Source organism: Kluyvera sp. Awk 3, assembly GCF_028069715.1.
Classification (GTDB): Bacteria; Pseudomonadota; Gammaproteobacteria; order Enterobacterales; family Enterobacteriaceae; genus Kluyvera; species Kluyvera georgiana_A.
Genome location: NZ_JANEWH010000015.1, coordinates 1 through 23,271, shown reverse-complemented (window position 1 = coordinate 23,271; position 23,271 = coordinate 1). Strand labels below are relative to the sequence as shown.

The following is a 23,271-nucleotide window of genomic DNA, read 5'->3' as shown; positions in this document are numbered from 1 at the left end:
GACTGGTATCGGCTGCTACCGGAAAAACTTTAGCGTTTCAGTATGTTAGTTCTTTGTTACCGGGAGATCGACGCGGGTGACAGCCGCACTCTGCCGGTTCTCCCACAGCACCGTCAGCGCTCGTTGGAGAGCAATAAAAATAAACAGCAGAATGCCGATAGCGATTTTGGTCCACCACGAGCTCAACGTGCCGTCAAAGTTGATGTAGGTCTGAATCAGCCCCTGAATGCCCACGCCAAACAGTGTGCCCAGCACCGTACCGACGCCGCCGCTCAGCAGCGTGCCGCCGATCACCACCGAGGCGATGGCATCCAGCTCCACGCCAACCCCTGCCAGCGCATAGCCAGCCTGGGTATAAATGGAGAACACAATGCCCGCCAGCGTTGCCAGCCCCGTCGACAGCATATAAATGCGCACGATGGTGCTACGCGTCGGAATACCCATCAGGTTAGCCGAGGTGGCGTTACCGCCGATAGCGTAGACCTGATTGCCAAAGCGCGTACGGTGGGCCAGGAAAATCCCCAACACCACGACCAGCAGCATTAACAGCCCCATCGCGCTCAAACGGCCGCCGCCGGGAAGGGTCCACGCCAGTCCGGAAAGGGTGTCGTATACCGGGTGATCGATAGGAATCGACTCTTCAGACACCAGGTAGCTCACGCCGCGCAGGAAAAACATCCCGGCGAGCGTAATGATAAATGCCGGGATCTTCAGCGCGTCAATCAACCAGCCCATAAACGCGCCGAAGGCGCAGCCCATCACCAGCACCAGCGGAAAGGCCACCAGCGGCGATAACCCCCAGAAGCCGATCGCCTTGGCGAGAAATACGCCGGTGAAGGCGATCACTGAGCCGACGGAAAGATCGATACCACCGGAGAGGATCACAAAGGTCATGCCTACCGCGACAATCCCGAGGAAGGCGTTGTCGGTCAGAATATTGCAAATCACTCGCGTCGAGGCGAAACCGGGAAACTGGGTCAGACAGTAGAGATAACCCAGGATAAACACCCCCAGGGTGATCATCAGAGGTAAGTTACGTTTTATCATGGCCCCGCATCCTCTTCAGTATCTGAATAAAGCGCGGTGACTGGACGATCAGCACGCACATCACCACCACCGCTTTGACCACCTGGTTTAGCTCCGGCGGGAAGCCGGAGAGCAGAATACCGGTGTTCATCCCCTGGATAATCAATGCGCCCACCACCGAAAGCAGCAGGTTAAATCGCCCGCCCATCAGCGAGCCGCCGCCAATGACCACCGCCAGAATGGCGTCCAGCTCCAGCCACAGCCCGGCGTTGTTGGCATCGGCCCCGCGAATGTCTGCCGCGACAATCGTTCCGGCAATCGCCGCGCACACGCCGCTCAGCACGTAGGCCAGCATCACCACGATGCGGGTATTCACCCCGGCGTTTTTCGCCGCGCGAATGTTGATCCCCACCGCTTCAACAAACATACCGAGCGCGGTTTTACGCGTCAGCAGCCAGAAGACAATCAGCGTCACCAGCGCAATAATGACCGGCGTCGGGAACAGGAGAAACTTGCCGCTGCCGATCCACGCCAGCGACGGCGAGTCGAAGGTGACGATCTGCCCGGAGGTGATAAGTTGCGCCACGCCGCGCCCCGCGACCATCAAAATCAGCGTGGCGACGAAGGGCTGAATTTTCAGGATCGCGACCAGGATGCCGTTCCACAGCCCGGCCAGCACGCCGGATCCGATCGCCGCCAGCAGCACTACCGGCAGACTGTGCCCGGCCACGGTCATTGAGGCCGCAGTGGCGCCGGCGATAGCCATCACCGCGCCAACGGAAAGATCGATACCGCCGGTGGCGATCACCAGCGTCATGCCGATCGCCAGCAGCGCTACAGGCGCCGCGCGGTTGAGGATATCAATCGGGCTGCCGAAAAGACGGCCATCCTGTAAGGTTATCTGGAAAAAGTGCGGCGCCACCAGGCTATCGACCAGCAGCACCAGGATTAACGCCGCAATTTGCGGCATACCCGGCGGCCAGCGAAAGCGGCGCGCTGGCTTATCGGTTTGGGGGACAGTTCGGGGCATCACGGTTAACTCCTTAGGCCGCAATCGCGTTCATAATGGCGGGAACAGAGAGCTCGGCGAGCGGGATCTCCGCCACCTGTTGGCGATCGCGCATGATGATCACCCGGTCGGCGTAGCCCACCAGCTCCTCCAGTTCAGACGAGATCACCAGCAGCGCCAGGCCGTCCGCACACAAGGTTTCGATCAAGCGAATGATCTCCGCGTGCGCGCCAACGTCGATCCCACGCGTCGGTTCGTCGAGGATCAGGAACTGCGGGCGCGTCAGCAGCCAGCGCGACAGCAGCACTTTTTGCTGATTGCCGCCGGAGAGAAACTCCACCGGCTGCTCGGCGCTGGGGGTGCGGATCGCCAGCTGGCGAATGAAGCGATCGGCAATCTCGTTTTGTTCTTTGCGCGGAATTGGCCGCAGCCAGCCGCGTTGCGCCTGCAGCGCGAGGATAATGTTTTCGCGCACTGAGGCGGCGGCAATAATGCCGTCCGTTTTACGATCCTCAGGGCAAAAGCCGATCCCCAGACACGAGGCCTGATGTGGCGATCGCAGGGTTTGCGGCTTGCCTTTGATCGTCGCCTGCCCGCTGTCGGCGGGATGAATACCGAAGATCACTTCCGCGGTCTCGGTGCGTCCGGATCCCAGCAGCCCCGCCAGGCCGACGATCTCGCCAGGGCGGACATGCAGATCGAACGGGGCGATGGTGCCTTTTTTGCCATAGCCTTCAAAGGAAGCCACCGGTTTATCACTCAGTAACGTGCGTCCCGCGCGATGCAGCGCCTGGCTCTCCAGCTCACGACCCAGCATCATTTTTACCAGCTCAATCTGCGGCAGCTCGCGGGTTTCCCGACACCCCACAAAGGTGCCATTGCGCAGTACGGTGATCCTGTCGCTCACCGCATACACCTGATCGAGAAAATGGGTGACAAAGATCAGGCTGACCCCGCGATCGCGTAGCTGGCGCATCAGGGTGAAGAGCATCTCCACCTCTTTGGTGTCGAGGCTGGCGGTCGGTTCATCGAGGATCAGCACTTTGGCGGAGAGATCTATCGCCCGACAGATGGCGACGATCTGCTGCATCGCCACCGAAAAGCGGTTTAACGGTTCGCGCACGTCAAGGGAAAAACCGTAGGAAGCCATCAGCGCGGTGGCGCGTTTTTCCATCTCTTTGCGCTGAATAAAGCCAAAGCGTTTGGGCTCGCGGCCAATAAACAGGTTGTCCGCCACCGACATGTTCGGCAGCAGGTTCACTTCCTGATATACCGTGCCAATGCCCAGCTGCTGAGCATGCGCGGTATTTTTCGGATGAATTTGCTGCCCTTCCAGCCAGATGCTGCCGCTGTTGGCGTGATAAACACCGGTCAGCGCTTTAATCAGCGTGGATTTACCCGCGCCGTTTTCGCCGAGCAGCGCCATAATTTCGCCGCGCCGCAGGCTGAAGTTGACGTTATCCAGCGCTTTCACGCCGGGAAAATACTGGCAGAGCCCCTCGGTGCGGAGGATTTCCGGGTTGGTTTCAGTGGTCATGGTGCGCTCCCCCTCACCCTGGCCCTCTCCCCGAGGGGGAGAGGGGACGTATTGTGCCTGATTGATAGCCCTGCACCGAACGGCGCCCTCTTCCTTACAGGGAGAGGGCTGGGGTGAGGGTATCAACCGCTTAGTAGCCCATATTTTTCTTCTTCTCTAACTCTTCTTTCGCCGTATCCGGCAGATACAGCGTGGACTTGGTCAGCGTCACTTTTTCCGGCAGGGTGCCGTCTTTCTTGAATTTCTCCAGCGCATCAAACGCCGGGCCGGCCATGTTCGGCGTCAGCTCGACGCTGGCGTTCGCTTCACCGGCAATCATCGCTTTGTAGATATCCGGTACACCGTCAATTGAGCCGGTGAGGATATCTTTACCCGGCTTCAGCCCGGCCTCTTTTATCGCCTGAATGGCACCGATCACCATATCGTCGTTATGGGCGTAAACCATGCAGATGTTCTTACCGTTGTTCTCCGCCTTGATGAAGCTCTCCATCACCTCTTTCCCCTTGCTGCGGGTAAAGTCGCCGGACTGGGAACGGATAATCTTGATGTTAGAGGCTTTCGAAATGGCATCAGCGAAACCTTTCTTACGGTCTATCGCCACGCTCGCGCCGACGGTCCCCTGCAGTTCCACCACGTTACACGGCTTGCCGTCGACAGTTTTGATCAGCCACTCGCCGATCAGTTGCCCTTCCAGCACGTTGTTGGCAGTCACGGTGGTCATGTACAGCGATTTATCTTTCACATCGATAGAACGGTCGAGCAGGAACACCGGAATTTTGGCCTCTTTGGCCTCTTTCAGTACCGGTTCCCAGCCGGTCGCCACCACCGGCGCGATAAAGATGGCATCAACGCCCTGAGCGATAAACGAACGCACCGCTTTTATCTGGTTTTCCTGTTTTTGCTGCCCGTCGGCAATCTTCAGGGTGATACCGCGTTTTTCCGCTTCCTGCTTCGCGACGTTGGTTTCCGCCGCGCGCCAGCCCGATTCAGAGCCAACTTGTGAAAATCCCACCGTTAAAGGGGCAGCCATGACCATAGACGACATGGCTGCGGAAACTGCTGTGACAAGAAGTAAGCGCTTCCACATAGAGGTATCCTCGTAGGGTTATTGTTGGTCAAATATTCATCTGCGGAAAAACTATAGACAATGGGAGATGTAACGGAATGCGTTACATCACACTTCAAAAAAGTAAATTATTTGTTAATTACCATTAACAGAACAAGTTCAGGAGGGAGTAGGCGTCGCGCACCCGTTGAAGGCTATCGATTTTGTGGAAATTTTAACCCGCATCAGCCCATTTCCTGGCGCAATGTAAACGGTTCCACGATTTTATTCAGTATGCGGCTAACTTTATGGATTTTCCTGCCATAAGAAGGCACTGAAAAGACCGTGTTTCACGGCAGGAGATGTAAAACAGCCCAAGACATTCGCGGCGAGTTGGCTATAATACCGGGCACTGATTTGCCACACATTCTAAAGGAAACAGACATGAGCTTACTCAACGTCCCTGCGGGTAAAGATCTGCCGGAAGATATCTACGTAGTCATCGAAATCCCGGCTAACGCAGATCCTATCAAATACGAAGTCGACAAAGAGAGCGGCGCGCTGTTCGTTGACCGTTTCATGTCCACCGCGATGTTCTATCCGTGCAACTACGGCTACATCAACCACACCCTGTCTCTGGACGGTGACCCGGTTGACGTACTGGTCCCGACCCCGTACCCGCTGCAGCCGGGTTCTGTGATCCGTTGCCGTCCGGTTGGCGTTCTGAAAATGACCGACGAATCCGGTGAAGATGCGAAACTGGTTGCGGTACCGCACACCAAGCTGAGCAAAGAATACGATCACATCAAAGATGTGAACGACCTGCCGGATCTGCTGAAAGCGCAGATCACCCACTTCTTCGAGCACTACAAAGACCTCGAAGCGGGCAAATGGGTTAAAGTTGACGGTTGGGACAACGCTGAAGCGGCTAAAGCTGAAATCGTTGCTTCCTTCGAGCGCGCGAAGAAATAAGATTTCTTTTTGAGCGTTAAAAACACCGCCTCCGGGCGGTGTTTTTGTTTGTAGACCACGCTGATAAAAAAACAACGCCACCCGAGGGTGGCGTTGTCGTATTCAATACTGGTCTTTATCCAACCAGTTGCCGCTTTCTATCAGCTTCAGCCCATCGACCGGGCGCTGATAGACGTACATCCAGGCGCTGCCATACGGCGTCTGAATGAGGTGACGTGCGTATTCGCCCGCTTTGGTACGCAGCGCATCCAGCTCGGCTAGCGTCGAGGCATCAATCCGATAGACTTCACCGTGTACCGTGCCATCGCCGGGCACCGCGCCTGGATAGTGGCCCAGGCTGTACAGTTGATAATCGGTCACGCTGTGATCGCCCAGCCACTGAGCGTTGGTCATCCAGTGGCTGTTGCCCTGTTTGCGCCGTAAACTGCCGTAAACAAATATTCGCATTGCTAAAACTCAAACTGATAGAGCAAATCGAGCGCCTGGTCTACGCCAGACACCGCTTCCAGATACAGCTTAGGCATCAGGCGATAGCGTAACGTGAGCGTCGCTAACGAGTCAAAGATCCCAACGCCATATTTCACCTGCAGACCTGGCAATACGTATCCGCTGACCACCACCTGGGAAGAGTCGCCCACCCCCTGGGTATCCAGCGCCAGATTACTTACGCCAAACGTCTCGCCGATTTTACCCACAACCTGACCACTTTGTGCAACCCCCATACCAATAAGCATTGAGGTCATCGCTGCGCTGTCGCTCTGACCGCTGTCCAGTCCCTGTCCACGAACAAGGTAGGAGAGCGCTTCCTGCTGCGACATCGCCGGGTCGGAGAAGACTTCCGCCTTTGGCTGATCCGCCGAGCCGGTTACGCGAACGCCGGCGATCACATCGTTTTCGGTGGCATCCGGGTTACGAATCGCTTCGATATTCAGCAGCGGCTGATCCGGCGGGCCGGAGAACAGCAGCTCGCCTTTACGCACGATCAGATCCTGGCCGTAGGCGTGGAAGCGCCCTTCCGGAATATTGATCTGCCCGTTAAGCCCCAGCCCCTGTTTATCCTGCGCCACCTTCAGGTCGCCGGTCAGGCGCGCTTTCAGGCCAAACGCATCCAGACGAACGTTGTTGCCGACGTGGATAGTCAGGTTACTGTTGATCGGAATTGAAGCCGATTTGGTCTCTTTTGGCTGGAGATCGTTATTCAGCAGTACTTCGTCGCTGGAAACGCCCACTGCGCTTTCTGGCACCTCTTTCACCACGATACGCGCCCACGGCACATCAACGTTACCGTCAAGGGTAAACAGGCTCGGCGTGGCGTTAAACACAACGTCTGGCGAGACGTCGAGACGTACCATCGGCGGCACGGTAATTCGCACGCGAGAGCCTTTCGCCGCAATACGCGCGCGCCAGTTTTCAATCTGCCGCCAGTCAGCGTCGCCGTTCAGGCTGATCTGCCCCTGTGAGGTTCGCACCTCCCCTTGCAACGTCGAGGTGGCGCCGTTGAAGTTCATCGTCAGCTGGCTTGGCTGCATGTCGAAGGGCATAAAGTTACCGTCAACGTCCAGCCCATTCAGCTGAAGCTGGCCGAACATCAGCGGGCTCTGAAGATCGCCGCCGAGACGCAGATTCGCGTTCAGCTTGCCGTCCGCCTTTTCACCACGCGAGAAGATCGGGTTCACCATCGCCAGCGAGAAGTTACGGATGTTGACGTTACCGCCGAGGTTACGTCGCCCCTGCGGGTCGGTCACCTGCACCTGTCCATCCAGTTGGCCGTTGTTGGTCAGGCGAATCAGCCAGCCCAATTCGGCGCGGTTGTTGTGCAGATCGGCGCTCAGATTCAGCGTATCGAAAGCCACCGGCAGCGGCGCGTTGTTGACGATCTGGGTGACCTTAACGTTGCGTCCGGCGAGGGTGACTTTACCCTGTGGCAGCCCTTCCTTAGTGGTGTCCCAGGAGACATCCGCGTTGCCACTAAACACGCCGCTAGCCTGAGTTTCCTCCGGCATAAACGGCTTGAGCATCGCCAGATCGAAACGGTTGAGGTTCACCACCGCACGCCCTGCCGCGCCCGCATCAATTGTCTGCGGTACGCACAGCTCGGCGTTCGGATTCACCCAACAGTGTGGCCCGATGCTGATTTTCTGTTCCAGGTTACGGTAGTCCAGCGCGATATCACGGTTGATGGACCACGGGCCGACCGGCGTCTGGAAGCGGGTATTGCTTAACGCCCCCTTCCAGCGTTCTTCTTTGCGGTCAAAGCTCCCCGCCAGCGCCAGCTGTCCAGAGACCGGCTCGCCCTGAATTTGCAGCTGTAGCGAGTGCTGCTTTTCGTTGCCTTTCGCCGCCAGATGCACCAGCCCGATATTCACATCCGGCTGCACGATACGCTCAACGCGGACGTCGAGATTACCGCCAATCTGATCGGTGGATTTCACGTCGCCATCGACGCGCACCTGGCCAATCGACAGCTCCTGCCAGCGCAGACCACGCGCGGTGATGTCCGCCAGCAGCTGCGGCGCATCGACCGTACCGCGAATCTTCACCAGCCCTTTCGCCGTGCCGCCTAATCCCGGCAGCATGTTGTCGAGCTTCGGCGCGTCGATATTGGCATCGAGCTCCAGGTCTTTCACCCCCAGCTCGCCCTTCACGTCGGCGGTGTTATTGCCCAGCGCCACGTGCAGCCCCGGAATGGTCCATTGCAGATAGCTGTTACCGCGCAGAGAGCCATCGACTTTCACTTTATTTTGCTTCACGTTACCGCTGATTTTCATCTCCGGTACGTTCATCTGCCAGCTACCGCCGTACAGGCTGCCGTTAGTTTTGATCAGGCCATCGAGCTTCGACGGCCAGTCCGGCGCCAGCTTCACGGTGTTGATGCCATGCAGCGCCAGCTCGCCGCGCCAGCTGATCGCCTGCTGCCAGTCGAGCAGCGCGGTCAACTCCGTTTTGCCTTCCAGCGCCGCGACGGTGAGCTTGTCGAGGTTCACCTGCCGCTCGTTGCCTTTGGCGTCGAGAGTGATGTTCGCCGGCGGCACGTCCTGCCCTTTCACCGCGGTGCGGAACGACAGGGTGTAGTCGGTCATCTTACCGCCGAGCTTCAGCTTCAGGTCATCGGCCTGGAACTGTTTCTCGCCGGTAAACGGCCAATAGAGCTGCTTGCTGTTCACCTCAAGGTTGAACGGTAGCCCGGCTTCCGCCAGCTGCGCCTGCGCGCGAATGCCCATATCCACCGGGCCGGAAAGGTTAACCCCCACTTCCAGTTGCTTGCGTACCGCGCCGCCCACCTTCAGCTTCACCTTTTCGCCCTTCAGCGGGTCGATATTCAGGGTGCTGTTGAGCGTGAGGTCTACCGGCCAGTCGTTGATCAGCGTCGCGGTACCGCTGGCGTTCACCGTGCCCTGGCTGGAGTCGATATCCAGCGCGTCGAGCTTCATATTGCCGTCGATACTGCTGACCTTCAGCAGCATCTTATACACCGTCAGGTCGGTATCGCCGGTAATACGCAGCTGCTCGCCGCTAAAGGATTCGATATTCAGGTTCAGCGGCAGATGCACATCGGTCATCTCCGGCAGCACCGGTTTCGAGAACAGCTCGGTCATGGTTTCGCCGAGCGGTTTTTCCTGCGGCTGCGGGTTATCTATCTTCGGCTCCACCACCTCTTTCTGCGCCACGTCGGCGACTTTCGGCAAAGCGATGAGCAGGCCTTGCAGCGTCGTTGGCGTCAGCGTCAGGTTCTTTTCCTGCCACGTCAGGCCGCTGCTGAAGTCCATCACCGACACCGTGGTGTCATCAATCTTGATATTGACGTTGTTGAGCGCGAACCGCTTCAAGGTGATTGGATACGGCGTCGAGAGATTCAGCGGCCCGCTGTCCTCTTCCTCCACCGGCGCGGCAGGCGGCATTTTGCTGCTGTCGATTGCCACGTTGATGTTGCTGAGCGCGACATCGTTAACGCACACGCTGCTGTGCCACAGGCAATTGAGCTCCACCGCCAGATGAAGTTCACCGGCATCCACCGCCACGCCCGGCTGGGTGTAGCGGACATTTTTCAGCGATAAATCGCGCCAGCCACCGGTGACCTGGCCTATCTCCAGCCCCGGAACCCAGCGGTTCGCCGCGTTAAACAGCAGATGCAGCCCCGTGGTGGTGCCAATCAGAAATCCCACGATGCCCAGCAGCAGCACGACAAAAATCAGTACGCCGAGGCTTATTTTTTTCCATAACGTCATAGCTCAGGCCCCAGACCGATGTAAAACTGTAATCCGTGTTCATCTTTGTCGCCCACCGGGACGGCAAAGTCGAGCTTGATGGGCCCCACTGGCGACTGCCAGCGTACGCCAACCCCCGCGCCGGTTTTCCAGTCGCTCTGGCGAATATCGCTGACCGCTTCCCCGCCGTCCATGAACACGGCGCCCCACCATTTCCCCGTCACGTTGTACTGATATTCCAGCGAGCCGGTGGCCAGTTTTGATGCCCCGATGAGCTTGCCTTTGCTGTCTTCCGGGGAAATTGACTTGTACTTGTAGCCGCGAATACTGCGGTCGCCGCCGGCGAAGAAACGCAGGTCAGGTGGTACGCGGTCAAAGTCGCCGGTTTCAATCCAGCCGAGGTTGCCACGAATCACAAAGCGATGGCGATCGTAAAGGGTACGAATCCAGACGTTTTGCGCCTGAAACACCGAGAAGTCGACATCCGAACCCCAGGCGGTATTCGAGTAGTCGATCGAGTAGCGCTGAGAGTCGCCCCAGGTGGGCATCAGGCCGCCGCGTGAGCGGGTACGGCTGATAGAAACCCCCGGATAAAACAGCATAGTGGTGTTGGTGACATCGGCCTGCGTAAAGTGGTCAAGACTCCAGCGCAGGTTAATCGCGCGCTGCCAGCCGCTGGAAAGATCCCAGAAACGTGAGACCGCAAGCGTGGTGGAGTCGGCTTTGGTGTCGTTGAGGTCGGTACTTTTAAAACCACCCTGCACCAGATAATACTGCTCAAGCGGGTTTTTCAGCAGCGGCATCTTATAGCTGAAGTCCAGCTGCTGTTCCGGCGCCGAAACGCTGAGGCTGGTCGTCAGGCTGTGACCGTAAGAGTTCACCCACGGTTTTTTCCATGACGCTTTCACCCGCGGGCCAACGTCGGTGGAGTAACCTCCCCCCAGTTCTACGGTATTTTCGCTGCGCGGCGATACCACACCATGCAGCGGTAAGACCTTAGTTTTCCGTGATTTATCAAACTCCGGCGCCACAACCACTGAGTTAAACCAACCGGTGGCGGACAGCCGACGGTTCAATTCCGCCAGATCGCTGGATTGGTAATAGTCGCCCTTTTTGAACGGCACCAGATGCTGCAAATACTCTTCGCGAATCTGCGAGCCTTCGAAGGTGACGTCACCAAAGCGGTAGCGCTCGCCGCTGTCATAGTCGATATCCCAGAACGCCTGATGACGATCGACCGCCACGCCAAGCTGGCTCTTTTTGAACTCGCTATCAAAATATCCCTTACGCAGCGCCACGCTGGTTAACGACCCTTTGAAATGATCGTAATCGCCATGGTTAAGCACCGTGCCAATTTTGGGTCGGGTTTTCAGCAGATCCAGATAGTCGCGGTCGGTACGCGCCCCGCCGCGCAGGATCACATCGGTGCCGCCAATGCGCACCGGTTCACCCGGCGTCACCTTGGCCAGCAGCACCTGACGCCCCTTGGCCGGCGGTGGTTTAAGTTCAAAATCGATGGTCGGTTCGTAATAGCCGAGGGCTTTCAACCCTTCGCGAATGGCATCATCCACGCGTGCGCGAAAGCGACGATCCGGCGATACTTCGTCGCTGTCGATGGTCGATAGCTGGGCTCGAACGTTTTTTTGTAGTTCGCCTGAGAGCCCTTCGACCTGTAGTCGGATGTTTGCTGCACTGGCAACACCGCTGGTCAGCAGTAAGCTCACCACACATAACTGGCGGATTTGTCGCACGTTTTCTCCTGAATATCCTTGTTTCCACCCCAAAAGGGAAACGAAAGTCCGCTCCGCGGCCATGACTGCGTTTTAGCCTTTTTCACGCCCTGATGGCGCGCGGCATTCAACGTCAGCTTAAAAAACCCACTCTTTGTCGGGTTGAAATAAAGACAGAGCCCCAAATTATTCTTATGTTTAAATTTAGACGTATTCGGCGTGGTTATTGTGTTAAAAGACACGCCCGGTTACAACCTTAACGGAAATTACTGTTCCCCGGAGGCGGTCCCTATGAGCTTGTTCGACAAAAAAAATATTGTATCTCAATCGGATGCATTACCCGGAAGAAATACACCCATGCCGGTTGCAACGCTCAATGTTGTGACGGAACACTCAATGACCCACGTGCCGGAAGGCATGGAGGTCGCGCTGTTTGCGATGGGCTGTTTCTGGGGCGTGGAGCGGCTGTACTGGCAGCTTCCCGGCGTTTACAGCACCGCGGCGGGCTACACCGGCGGCTATACGCCGAACCCCACCTACCGGGAAGTCTGTAGCGGGCAGACCGGGCACGCGGAAGCGGTACGTGTGGTGTATGACCCGGCGGTGATTAGCTATGGCGAACTGCTGAAAGTGTTCTGGGAGAATCATGACCCGGCGCAGGGCATGCGTCAGGGCAACGATCACGGCACGCAGTATCGCTCGGCAATCTATCCGCTGACCCCAGAACAGGAACAGGAAGCGCACGCCAGCCTGCAACAGTTCCAGGAAGCCATGCGCAGCGCGGGCGACGCACGTGATATCACGACCGAAATCGCCCTCGCGAAGCCGTTCTACTACGCGGAAGATGAACACCAGCAGTATCTGCATAAAAACCCGTACGGCTACTGCGGCATCGGGGGAATTGGCGTGTGCCTGCCGCCGCAGCTGCAGGGCTAACCGTCCAACGCCAGACGCGCCGCATGGCGCGTCGCGTTTGCCACCGTGCCAAAATCCATCACTTTGCCCTGTAATAACAGGTTGTAGACCGGCGACTGCGGGCGGTTGAGGCGGGTTTGCAGCAGATGTACGGCTTCAATGCCCAGATCGCGGCAGGGCACGAGAATGCCAGTGACCGGCGCAGTCAGGCTGCTTTCCAGATTCCACGTAAAATCGGTGGTAATCAGAGAGATATCTTTGGGGACACGCAGCCCGTGGCGTCGCAGCGCCTTCATCACCCCCTCAGTCATGCTGGTGCTGTTGGGGAAGATAACATCAGGCCACTGCGCGCGATCGTGGGTCGTCAGCCAGGTGTCCAGCGCCAGCTCCGCCTCTTCCGCCGTAAACCACTCGGTGACCAGCAGGTCATGCTGAGGGTTGAAAGGAACATGGTGATAACGATAGGCCTCTTTAATCCCGTCCAGCCGGGCATAGAGCGTTTCCCGACGCAGGCAGGTCATCGTCAGAACCCGCCGATGACCTTGCTCAAATAGATAGCGCATCGCGGTAAAGCCAATCGCCCGGTGGTCGGGCGACACGCAGTCCAGCGACATCTCTCGGTCGATGGAGTTGATCAGCACGCAAGGCTTATTCAGCGTGCTGGCCAGTTTAAGGATCATGGGATCATCCGTGCCGATAATGATCACTGCGTTGATGCTCTTGTGGCTGGCTTTTTCGAGGAATAATTTAACGTCGGCGTGCTGCTCCTCCAGCGCACAGTGGCTGATCCACACATCATGCGGCGCGCTGGCTTCGGCAATCCCCTTCGTGACTTCCAGATAAAAGGTATCGCCCCGTCCCTGAAAGGTGCGCTCCGGCGCGAACACCGCAATGCCGTTAATCAGCAGCCGTCCGTTAGCCAGCGAGTCCAGCACCCCGAGCTGGCGGGCGCATTTCACAATCGCCTCTCGCGCTTTTTCACTGGTGTAGGATTTACCGCTCAGCACCCGGGAAACGGTACTGATGGAGTAGCCGGTACGGGCGGCAATTTCATCCATTTTGAGCTTACCTGGCATTATGTGACCTCGCTCGCAATCATATTTTGCAAATTTTTGCAGATGCAGTTCGCTGATTTTAAAACCCATTTTCAGTTTTCCGCGCATATTCCTTTTCTACCTGCGAGCATTCTCACAAATTCCGTTTGTCCACCTTCGCCCGCTTCCCTATTTTCAGATTTCAGTCATTTCTATTACGTAAGGTGCAACATGGATAAGGTGCGTTTTGGCATTATCGGCGTGGGCAATATCGGGACCGTCCACGCCCGATACCTACTGGCGGGTACGGTAAAAGAAGCCTGTCTGACGGCAGTGTGTGACAACAATCCCGACAAACATTCCGCCATTCGCCAGGTGGTCGGCAATGACGTCACCCTCTTCAGCGACGCCGAAGAGATGCTGAAAAGCGGGCTGATTGACGCGGTCATCGTCTCCACGCCGCACTATGACCATCCAGGTCTCTCCATGCTGGCCATGCGTCACGGCATTCACACCCTGTGTGAGAAACCGGCAGGCGTCTACACCGCGCAGGTGCGCGAGATGAACGAATTCGCCCGCGGCTGCAACGTGGTGTTCGGCATGATGTTCAATCAGCGCCCTAACCCGCTGTATCAAAAAGTGAAAGATCTGATCGACAGCGGCGAGCTGGGCGAACTGCGCCGCTCCAACTGGATCATCACCAACTGGTATCGCTCGCAGAGTTACTACAACTCCGGCGGCTGGCGCGCCACCTGGAAGGGTGAAGGCGGCGGCGTACTGCTGAATCAGGACCCACACCAGCTGGATTTATGGCAATGGCTGGTCGGTATGCCGGTACGGATGCGCGCGTTCTGCCAGTTCGGTAAACATCGCGATATCGAAGTGGAAAACGAGGTCACCGCCTATGCCGAATACGCCAACGGCGCGACCGGCGTCTTTATCACCACCACCGCCGAAGCGCCGGGGACCAACCGTCTGGAGATCGCCGGCGATCGCGGCAAAGTGGTGGTGGAAGACGGCAAGCTGCGCTTCTGGCGGCTGCGGGAATCGGAAACCGAATTTAACGCCCGCTGGGAAAACGGCTTTGGTGAACCCGAATGTTGGGAAGTGACCATTCCCGTCGCGCCGGAGTGCAGCGACCACCACGTCATCACCGCCAATTTCGCCGCCGCGGTGCTGCACGGCACGCCGCTACTGGCGCCGGGTACCGAGGGTATTCACGGCCTGACGCTGTCAAACGCCATGCACCTCTCAACCTGGACCGATGATTGGGTTGACCTGCCGTTCGACGAAGCGCTGTTTAAAAAGCTGCTCGATGAACGCATCGCCACCTCCATCGATAAACAGGTGGTCAGTAAAACTCTCGATGCCTCCGGCACCTGGTAATCCGCAGCAGGAGAACACCATGTTACGCATTGCGATTGTGGGAACCGGCAACATCTCCCACAGCCATATTCAGGGCTATCAGGAATTTGCCGACCGCTGCCAGATTGTGGCGCTGGTCGATATCTACCCGGAGAAGGCGCAGGAAAAGAAAGTGCGCTACGGGCTGAAGCACGCCACCGTGTTCAGCAGCCATCAGGCGCTGCTGGAGTCCGGCCTTGAAGTGGATATCGTCGACGTCTGTACGCCGCCGTACGTGCACGCCGAAATCAGCATCGACGCGCTCAACGCCGGGAAACACGTGCTGTGCGAGAAGCCGATGGCGGCCTCGCTGGAAGAGTGCGACGCGATGATCGCCGCCCAACGCGCCAGCGGCAAAATCCTCTCCATTATCGCCCAAAACCGCTTTACCGACGCCTTCTGGCGCTTAAAGCAGGTCGTCGATTCCGGCGAACTGGGGAAAATATGCCACGCGCAGGTGGACTCCTTCTGGTGGCGCGGCCACTGCTACTACGACCTGTGGTGGCGCGGCACGTGGGAGAAAGAAGGCGGTGGCTGCACGCTTAACCATGCGGTGCACCACATTGACGCCATCCAGTGGATGCTCGGCTTCCCGAGAGAGGTGGTGGCGATGATGACGAACGTCGCCCACGATAACGCCGAAGTGGAAGATCTTTCCGCCGCCATATTCCGCTACGACAGCGGCGCGCTGACGCAATTGACCGCCTCGGTAGTCCATCACGGTGAAGACCAGAAAATCGTGATTCAGGGCGATAAAGCGCGTATCTCCGCACCGTGGGACGTGTGGGCCAGCGTCTCCGCCGACAACGGATTCCCACAAGAGCAACACGACAACGAACGTGAAGCGCGGCTGGATGCGCTGTTCCGCCATACGCCGCCGCTGAAATACACGCTACACGCCGGGCAGATTAACGACCTGCTCAATGCCGTTGAACAGCACGGTGAGCCGCTGATTGATGGCGTGCAGGGCAAACGCTCGCTGGAGCTGATCACCGCGATTTATCAATCGTCAATTACCGGACGGGTGGTGACGCTTCCCGTCAGCCCGGATGAGCCCTGGTACAAAACCGGTGGCCTGGTTTCCCTCGCCCCGCACTTCTACGAAAAGGTCGCCTCGGTGGAGAACTTCTCGGAAGTGGGCGCAATTCCGTTGGGTAAAAATTTGGACAAAGGAGCATAAGCATGAGTATCAAAGACGGTATGAACTACGCCCCGGTGGGTAAACCGCAACCGGTTGTCGGCGAGGGCGAGTTTATTATTGCCGCCGCCGCGTTGGACCACGGTCATATCTATGGCATGTGCAACGGCCTGATTGAAGCTGGGGCGACGCTGAAATGGGTTTATGACCCCGATCCAGCCAAAGTCGACAAGTTCGTCCAGCAGTATCCGCAGGTACAGGTTGCGCCGTCGCTGGAAACCATCCTCAACGACAGCAGCGTACAGCTGGTTGCCGGTGCCGCCGTACCTTCTGAACGCTGCGCGCTGGGGCTGAAGGTGATGGACGCGGGTAAAGATTACTTTACCGATAAAGCGCCGCTGACCACGCTGGCACAGCTGGAGGCCGCTAAACGTAAGGTGGCGGAAACCGGGCGCAAATACGCGGTTTACTACAGCGAACGTCTGCACGTTGAAAGCGCCGTGTTCGCCGGGCAACTGGTGCAGCAAGGCGCGATTGGCCGCGTGATGCAGACGCTCGGCGTCGGCCCGCACCGTGAAGGCGAAGGCCGCCCGGACTGGTTCTACGAGAAGGAATTCTTCGGCGGCATCCTGTGTGATATCGGCAGCCACCAGATTGAGCAGTTTCTGTTTTACACCGGTAACACCGACGCGCGTGTCGTGGCAAGCCAGGTGCGCAACGTTAACCATCCGCAGTATCCGCAGTTCGAAGATTTCGGCGACGCGATGCTGGCCGGGGATAACGGCGCGACTGGCTACTTCCGCTGCGACTGGTTTACCCCGGACGGCCTCTCCAGTTGGGGCGACGGTCGCCTGACCCTGCTCGGCACCGAAGGCTACATTGAAATCCGTAAGTACGTCGATATCACTCGCGGCGAGCAGGATGTGGTGTATCTGGTCAACAAGGAGGGCGAATTCCGCTATCCGGTCGCCGGTCAGGTGGGCTTCCCGTACTTCGGCCAGCTGATTCTGGACTGCCTGAACCGTACGGAAAATGCCATGACCCAGGCGCACACCTTTAAGGCCGCCGAGCTGTGCGTAAAAGCACAGATGCTGGCGAACGCGGTGGAATAACAGGAGGCGGCGATGCAAACACGTCATGCGGCGATTATCGGCTGCGGCGCTATTCACACCTGTCACGTGGACGCGCTGCGCCACGTTCCGGGCGCGGTGCTACGCGCGATAGTCGATATCGATAGCGAAAAGGGGAGCCGGCTCGCTGCCGACTATGGCTGTCAGTTTTATCAGGACTATCGCGAGATGCTGCTGGATGATGCCATTGACGTGGTGCACATCTGCACGCCGCATTACCTGCATAAGCCGATGATCCTTGCCGCGCTGGCGGCAGGGAAACAGGTGTTCTGCGAAAAGCCGGTGGTGATGAATCCGCAGGAGGTGAGCGACATTCAGGCCGCCGCCACGATCGCCCAACGTCATGTGGGTGTCTGTTATCAGAACCGCCTTAATCCTACCAGTCTGGCGATTCAACGCTGCATTGAGGAAGGCCGGCTTGGCGCAATGCGCGCCGTGAAAGCGGTGCTCACCTGGTCACGTTCCGGCAACTACTATGCCGCGAGTCCGTGGCGCGGCAGTTTCGCCACCGAGGGGGGCAGCCTGTTGATCAACCAGGCCATTCATACCCTGGATCTGATGCAGTGGTTTGGCGGCGGCGTGCGGCGTCTGAAGGGCGTAGTCGACAGCACCCTGCTGGCCGACGAAATCGAGACCGAAGACAGCGCGATGGTGACGCTGTGCTTTAACAACGGCGCGCGCGGCCTGTTCTATGCCAGTAACTGCTACGCCAGCGACTCCCCGCTGCTGCTGGAAATAGAGTTCGAACACGGCATGCTGCGGTTGCATGACAACGCGCTGTGGCAAATTTGCGCCGATGAGCACGTTCTGTTGGCCAGCGACGCCTCGCCAGACGGCGTGGGCAAAAGCTATTGGGGCATCGGCCATCAACAAGCCGTACTGCATTTTTATCAGGCGTTAGACACTCCCGCGGCCGCCAGTTTCTGCGATATCCGCGAAGCGGCGAAATCATTACAGATGGTTAATACCATTTACCAATCGTCACTATTGAGGAAATGGGTGAATATAAACGAGTGATCGTCATCCGATTTTTCCTGCTGTCAATAATATAAGGTGCAGAGGTCACTCTGCACCGACACCCTACCAGTACAGGAATAATAATATTATGGTGAAACCAACCGAACGTCGAGTTGGCTATGGCATTGCTATTGGCTACGGAGTCACTGATTTATTTGGCGGCGGCGCCTTTGCCGTTATCGGAACATGGCTTTTATTTTTCTATACTACCTATTGCGGTTTATCCGTATTAGAAGCCGGTTCAATATTTGCCATTGCACGTATTATCGACGCTATTTTAAGCCCGGTGATGGGATACATTACTGATAACTTTGGCAATACCTGGCTTGGCCGTAAATTTGGCCGCCGCCGCTTTTTCTTATTGATTAGCTCTCCGCTGATGTTTCTCTACGCCCTCGTCTGGCTGACCGATATGAACTATTGGTACTACCTGGGCACCTATCTCTCTATCGAACTGCTCTCAGCGATGGTACTGGTCCCCTGGGAGACGCTGGCCGCTGAAATGACCAACCGCTTCAGCGAGCGGACGCGGCTTTCCGGCGTACGCATGATGTGTTCCGCCCTCGGTGGTTTTCTGGCAGTCTCCGTCCCCGGTATTATTATGCAATATACCGGTAAAGATAATTCCTTTACCTACACCCTGACCGGGATTGTTTTTGCGGTTATTTATTGTGTCGCAGTATTTACCACCTGGGCCTGCACCTGGGAAGCTAAAGATGTGCGAGAAGAGTATGAATTTCAGCCGGATAATCAACGCAGCAGCGGTCTTTTAAACCATTTGAAATACCTGGTAATCGACCTTATTTCTTCATTTAAGATAAGAATATTTCGCCAGCATATTTTAATTTATATTTGCTCTTTTACCGCCATGGATGTCTTTGGCTCGGTATTTACCTATTACGTGGTTTATGCTCTGCATCACGATGCCGAAATGGTTTCCGGTTTATTAAGTATCGCCGCCTTTGTCTCTATTCCCGGCACGTTCGGCTTTATGATGCTGATGAATAAATTCAACCTCACCCCCTCCGGGGCGCTGCGGCTCTCCTACGGTAGTATTCTGCTGGTGCTGGCGTTTCTGTTTACCGTCTATATCGGTAATCTCCAGGTCCCGACGCTGCTGTTTTCTTCGGTGTTTGTCCTGCTGGGACTGGCGAAAGCCGGGCTGTACTACATACCGTGGAACATCTACAGCTTTATTCCGGACGTTGATGAAATCGTCACCCGCCAGCGCCGCGAGGGAATTTTCGCGGGCGTGATGGTCCTGACCCGCAAAAGCACCGTCGCATTAGCGATTATGCTGATTGGCATCGTGCTCGAAGAGAGCGGCTTCGTCAAAGGCGGCGGCGCGCAGCCGGCCAGCGCCCTGCACGCGATTATTGGCCTGATGATTTTCGCCACCGCCGGGCTACTGGCCATCAGCTTCTATGTCACATATCGCTTTAAGCTGACGCAGAAAACTCACAGCCTGTTGGTTAAAGAAGTGGCCCGCCGTAAGCTTGGCGGCAACGCCGAAGACTGCGATCGGGAGACCCGTGACGTCATCCACGCACTGACGGGCTATGCCTATAATGAAGTCTGGGATGCGACACCGAAGCGTCGCGCAAAAACCACACCGTTACCGACTAACGGTTAACCTCTGGCAGCTTTACAGTCCCTTACGCTATACTAACCCCTGAAATTGCCGGCCCAACGCCTTCGGGCCGGTTTTCAATGTGTATTTCACACGGATTTATCAACTTCCCTTCCGAGGATCTGGCCCCACGGGTTAGATAAGATATGTTAAACAGTATATTCATCATACTTTGCCTGATCGCCGTCAGTGCGTTCTTCTCAATATCTGAGATTTCACTTGCCGCATCGCGCAAAATCAAACTGAAACTGCTTGCCGATGAAGGCAACATCAACGCCCAACGCGTGCTGAAAATGCAGGAAAACCCGGGTATGTTCTTCACCGTGGTGCAAATTGGCCTCAACGCGGTTGCCATTCTCGGCGGTATCGTCGGCGACGCGGCGTTCTCTCCGGCGTTTCACTCGCTGTTCTCCAACTATATGTCAGCGGAACTCTCCGAGCAGTTGAGCTTTATTCTCTCCTTCTCGCTGGTTACTGGCCTGTTTATCCTGTTTGCGGACTTAACTCCGAAACGCATCGGTATGATTGCGCCTGAAGTGGTGGCTTTGCGTATCATCAACCCGATGCGCTTCTGCCTGTTGGTCTTCCGGCCGCTGGTGTGGTTCTTCAACGGCATGGCCAACATCATTTTCCGTATCTTCAAACTGCCGATGGTACGTAAAGACGACATTACCTCCGACGATATCTACGCGGTGGTGGAAGCCGGCGCACTCGCGGGCGTGCTGCGTAAACAAGAGCACGAGCTGATTGAAAACGTGTTCGAGTTGGAGTCCCGTACCGTACCGTCATCGATGACGCCGCGTGAAAACGTCATCTGGTTCGATCTGCATGAGGACGAGCAGAGCCTGAAAAACAAAGTGGCCGAGCATCCGCACTCCAAGTTCCTGGTGTGTAACGAAGATATCGACCACATCATTGGCTACGTCGATTCCAAAGACCTGCTGAACCGCGTGCTGGCCAACCAGAGCATGGCGCTGAACAGCGGCGTGCAGATTCGCAACACGCTGATCGTGCCGGATACGCTGACGCTGTCCGAAGCGCTGGAAAGCTTTAAAACCGCCGGTGAAGACTTCGCGGTGATCATGAACGAGTACGCGCTGGTGGTGGGCATTATCACCCTCAACGACGTGATGACCACCCTGATGGGCGACCTGGTCGGCCAGGGCCTGGAAGAACAAATTGTCGCCCGTGACGAGAATTCCTGGCTGATTGATGGCGGCACACCGATCGACGACGTGATGCGCGTGCTGGATATCGATGATTTCCCACAGTCGGACAACTACGAAACCATCGGTGGTTTCATGATGTTTATGCTGCGAAAAATCCCGAAACGCACCGACTCGGTGAAATTCTCCGGCTATAAATTTGAAGTGGTGGATATCGATAACTACCGTATCGATCAGTTGCTGGTGACCCGCATCGACAACAAACCTACGGTGCTGGTACCGAAACAGGCGGACATCGCGGAACGCGAACAGGGTGCCGCCTGATTCCCTCCAACGACACCGTTTTACGCGCTCTCCCAGAAAAGAGAGAGCGCTAAAAACATCAACGGCTCCCATAAGGAGCCGTTTTTAATTCTACCGCGTGGTATCTGCGTTAGGCCATTTCGGTCTGAAGACGCAGTACGTGACGGTTTACTTCAGACATCACAGAAAGGTGCTGGATGTCTCTGACTTTTGGGATAAGAATTTTACCCTTATCAAATTCAAAAGCGCCAACGTCCTTGATATACAACCGTCCACGAAACAGGGTCTTAACATACTTCGCAACCTGAAGCGGGTTGTAGCGTTGGAAAATTTTCATTCTAATCTCCTGCGAGTACTACGCCCTAGTTGATCCACATTTGGCTTCAACGCTCCGGGGCGCAAAGTGAAGTACTCGTTAACTATAGTCCATAACAACAGAGGTCCTCTATCATAGAGGTCCTAATTTACTTTTTTATTACAATAATTCAGAACATTCTTTTCAGCTATACGACGAAGACAGTATAAGGCTTCATTTTCGTGAGATTGTGTGCGTTCCTCCACAAACTGGCACCGCCTTTGCGGGAAAACTCCATTAATCGCACTTATGATTAAAAGCATCGACCAAGTGGTCGGATCACCTGCATATAAAAAGGAAAAACCATGACTCTACGTACGCTTCTTGCGGTTTCATGCCTGTTAATGCCGTTAATGGCAGCCGCACATAATTTCACAAATGGACAACGCGTGGCCCCCGTTGGCGTGGCCGATCGCGGTGAACTCATTCTTGATAACGATAAGTTTAGCTATAAAAGCTGGAATAGCGCGCAGCTCCCCGGCAAAGTGCGCGTCGTGCAACATATTGCCGGACGTTCGTCAGCGAAAGAGAAAAACGCCTCGTTGATTGAAGCCATTAAGGCCGCCAATCTGCCGCACGATCGCTATCAGACCACCACCATCGTGAATACCGATGACGCCATTCCGGGTTCATCGATGTTTGTGCGCAGCAGCATTGAAAGCAATAAGAAGCTGTTCCCGTGGTCGCAGTTTGTCGTCGATAGCGACGGCGTAGTGCGCAAAGCCTGGCAGCTTGAAGAAGGCAGTTCAGCGATTGTGGTGCTGGATAAAGACGGGCGAGTGCAGTGGGCAAAAGACGGTGGCCTGACGGCGGCAGAAGTGCAGCAGGTCGTCGCCCTGCTGCATAAGCTGTTGAATTAAAAAATTGAAACGCGGAAGCCGGGGTTAAGGAACGATTCACGCGGGGTGTAATCCAGCGTTTTTCCCTGCCAGTCGTTGACGTGCGCGCCGGCAGCGGCGGCGACGGCATGTCCCGCCGCGGTATCCCAGATGTTGGTTGGCCCGAAGCGCGGGTAAAGCTGCGCTTCGCCTTCCGCCACCAGGCAGAACTTCAGCGACGAACCAATCGACGCCGTATCATGCTCGCCTAACTGTTGCAGATACTCTTTCAGCTCATCATCGTTGGCATAGTGCGAGCGGCTAACCACCACTTTCGGCGGGTTAGCGTCGCGCACCTGAATTGGCTTACGCACGCCGCACTCTTCTTTCCACGCCTTGCCGTTGGCGGCGCTATACATCACCTTCAACACCGGCGCGTAGACCACGCCCAGCACCGCTTTACCGTTCTCAATTAGCGCGATGTTGACGGTGAATTCACCGTTGCGTTTGATGAACTCCTTGGTGCCGTCCAGCGGGTCCACCAGCCAATAGCGCTGCCAGTGCTGGCGCTCGTCCCAGCCCGGCGGATCTTCTTCGGAGAGAATCGGGATTTCCGGCGTCATCGCCTTCAGGCCTTTGATAATCACATGGTGAGCGGCGATGTCGGCCGCAGTCACCGGCGAATCATCTTTCTTGCTGGCGATGTCTAACGGCTGCTTACCATCGTACACGTCCATGATGGCATCGCCCGCATCGCGCGCAAGCTGACAGACTTGTTCTAACATTTTCCACCTCGTTAAAATTACAGTGGTGTTAACTTATTGTTTTATTTATATC

At 56.5% G+C, this 23,271-nt stretch carries 19 protein-coding genes; 9 read left to right on the top strand and 10 right to left on the bottom strand.

Annotated features, from left to right (window positions below; genetic code table 11):
- Positions 1-45: 45 nt before the first annotated feature.
- From yjfF to ytfQ, 4 genes are all read right to left on the bottom strand, one after another.
- Complete coding sequence (yjfF, locus tag NNN71_RS05380; RefSeq protein ID WP_163445812.1) at positions 46-1,047, bottom strand: galactofuranose ABC transporter, permease protein YjfF; 1,002 nt, start codon at positions 1,045-1,047, stop codon at positions 46-48.
- On the bottom strand, positions 1,034-2,059 hold the full coding sequence (ytfT, locus tag NNN71_RS05375) for a galactofuranose ABC transporter, ATP-binding protein YtfT (protein ID WP_271458029.1): 1,026 nt from the start codon (positions 2,057-2,059) through the stop codon (positions 1,034-1,036). The genes yjfF and ytfT overlap by 14 nt, the downstream gene beginning before the upstream one ends.
- A 10-nt stretch (positions 2,060-2,069) precedes the next feature.
- Positions 2,070-3,572, bottom strand: coding sequence for a galactofuranose ABC transporter, ATP-binding protein YtfR (ytfR, locus tag NNN71_RS05370; RefSeq protein WP_271458028.1), 1,503 nt, complete (start codon positions 3,570-3,572; stop codon positions 2,070-2,072).
- 130 nt (positions 3,573-3,702) lie between these two features.
- Positions 3,703-4,659, bottom strand: a complete 957-nt coding sequence (ytfQ, locus tag NNN71_RS05365; protein WP_163445815.1) for a galactofuranose ABC transporter, galactofuranose-binding protein YtfQ — start codon at positions 4,657-4,659, stop codon at positions 3,703-3,705.
- A gap of 402 nt (positions 4,660-5,061) precedes the next feature.
- Between ytfQ and ppa the strand changes: the two genes are divergently transcribed.
- A complete protein-coding gene (gene ppa / locus NNN71_RS05360) occupies positions 5,062-5,589 on the top strand; it encodes an inorganic diphosphatase (RefSeq protein WP_064546944.1) in 528 nt (175 codons plus the stop codon).
- Between the two features lie 102 nt (positions 5,590-5,691).
- Here ppa and NNN71_RS05355 read toward each other — a convergent pair whose 3' ends face one another.
- The 3 genes from NNN71_RS05355 to tamA are packed head-to-tail and all read right to left on the bottom strand — an operon-like array spanning position 5,692 to position 11,545.
- Positions 5,692-6,036: a gamma-glutamylcyclotransferase family protein gene (locus tag NNN71_RS05355; RefSeq protein ID WP_064546942.1), complete on the bottom strand. Its 345-nt coding sequence runs from the start codon at positions 6,034-6,036 to the stop codon at positions 5,692-5,694.
- Between the two features lie 2 nt (positions 6,037-6,038).
- Positions 6,039-9,815 (bottom strand): autotransporter assembly complex protein TamB, encoded by a 3,777-nt coding sequence (gene tamB, locus NNN71_RS05350; protein ID WP_223803434.1) that lies wholly within the window; start codon positions 9,813-9,815, stop codon positions 6,039-6,041.
- The gene (gene tamA, locus NNN71_RS05345) at positions 9,812-11,545 is read right to left on the bottom strand and encodes an autotransporter assembly complex protein TamA (RefSeq protein WP_167577033.1); all 1,734 of its coding nucleotides are present in this window, start codon (positions 11,543-11,545) and stop codon (positions 9,812-9,814) included. The genes tamB and tamA overlap by 4 nt, the downstream gene beginning before the upstream one ends.
- A 270-nt stretch (positions 11,546-11,815) precedes the next feature.
- Here tamA and msrA point away from each other — a divergent pair, with 270 nt between their 5' ends.
- Positions 11,816-12,460, top strand: a complete 645-nt coding sequence (gene msrA / locus NNN71_RS05340; protein WP_271458027.1) for a peptide-methionine (S)-S-oxide reductase MsrA — start codon at positions 11,816-11,818, stop codon at positions 12,458-12,460.
- Here msrA and NNN71_RS05335 read toward each other — a convergent pair.
- A complete protein-coding gene (locus tag NNN71_RS05335) occupies positions 12,457-13,515 on the bottom strand; it encodes a LacI family DNA-binding transcriptional regulator (protein ID WP_271458026.1) in 1,059 nt (352 codons plus the stop codon). The genes msrA and NNN71_RS05335 overlap by 4 nt on opposite strands.
- Before the next feature lie 189 nt (positions 13,516-13,704).
- On the opposite strand from NNN71_RS05335, the gene NNN71_RS05330 reads away from it, so the two are divergent.
- From NNN71_RS05330 to NNN71_RS05305, 6 genes are all read left to right on the top strand, one after another.
- Positions 13,705-14,859 carry a Gfo/Idh/MocA family protein gene (locus tag NNN71_RS05330; RefSeq protein WP_271458025.1) on the top strand — a complete coding sequence of 385 codons (1,155 nt, stop codon included), beginning with the start codon at positions 13,705-13,707 and terminating at the stop codon, positions 14,857-14,859.
- A gap of 19 nt (positions 14,860-14,878) precedes the next feature.
- Positions 14,879-16,057 (top strand): Gfo/Idh/MocA family protein, encoded by a 1,179-nt coding sequence (locus tag NNN71_RS05325; protein ID WP_271458024.1) that lies wholly within the window; start codon positions 14,879-14,881, stop codon positions 16,055-16,057.
- A 2-nt stretch (positions 16,058-16,059) separates the two neighbouring features.
- On the top strand, positions 16,060-17,127 hold the full coding sequence (locus tag NNN71_RS05320) for a Gfo/Idh/MocA family protein (protein ID WP_271458023.1): 1,068 nt from the start codon (positions 16,060-16,062) through the stop codon (positions 17,125-17,127).
- 12 nt (positions 17,128-17,139) lie between these two features.
- Positions 17,140-18,162, top strand: coding sequence for a Gfo/Idh/MocA family protein (locus NNN71_RS05315; RefSeq protein ID WP_223803439.1), 1,023 nt, complete (start codon positions 17,140-17,142; stop codon positions 18,160-18,162).
- 88 nt (positions 18,163-18,250) lie between these two features.
- Complete coding sequence (locus tag NNN71_RS05310; RefSeq protein ID WP_163445824.1) at positions 18,251-19,795, top strand: MFS transporter; 1,545 nt, start codon at positions 18,251-18,253, stop codon at positions 19,793-19,795.
- Between the two features lie 143 nt (positions 19,796-19,938).
- The gene (locus NNN71_RS05305) at positions 19,939-21,282 is read left to right on the top strand and encodes a hemolysin family protein (RefSeq protein ID WP_163445825.1); all 1,344 of its coding nucleotides are present in this window, start codon (positions 19,939-19,941) and stop codon (positions 21,280-21,282) included.
- Between the two features lie 109 nt (positions 21,283-21,391).
- On the opposite strand, the gene NNN71_RS05300 is transcribed toward NNN71_RS05305, so the two are convergent.
- The gene (locus tag NNN71_RS05300) at positions 21,392-21,598 is read right to left on the bottom strand and encodes a DUF1107 domain-containing protein (RefSeq protein ID WP_064546918.1); all 207 of its coding nucleotides are present in this window, start codon (positions 21,596-21,598) and stop codon (positions 21,392-21,394) included.
- Positions 21,599-21,921: 323 nt separating this feature from the next.
- On the opposite strand from NNN71_RS05300, the gene NNN71_RS05295 reads away from it, so the two are divergent.
- Complete coding sequence (locus NNN71_RS05295) at positions 21,922-22,476, top strand: YtfJ family protein (RefSeq protein WP_163445829.1); 555 nt, start codon at positions 21,922-21,924, stop codon at positions 22,474-22,476.
- Here NNN71_RS05295 and cysQ read toward each other — a convergent pair.
- Positions 22,473-23,219 carry a 3'(2'),5'-bisphosphate nucleotidase CysQ gene (gene cysQ / locus NNN71_RS05290; protein WP_271458022.1) on the bottom strand — a complete coding sequence of 249 codons (747 nt, stop codon included), beginning with the start codon at positions 23,217-23,219 and terminating at the stop codon, positions 22,473-22,475. The genes NNN71_RS05295 and cysQ overlap by 4 nt on opposite strands.
- Between the last annotated feature and the right edge of the window lie 52 nt (positions 23,220-23,271).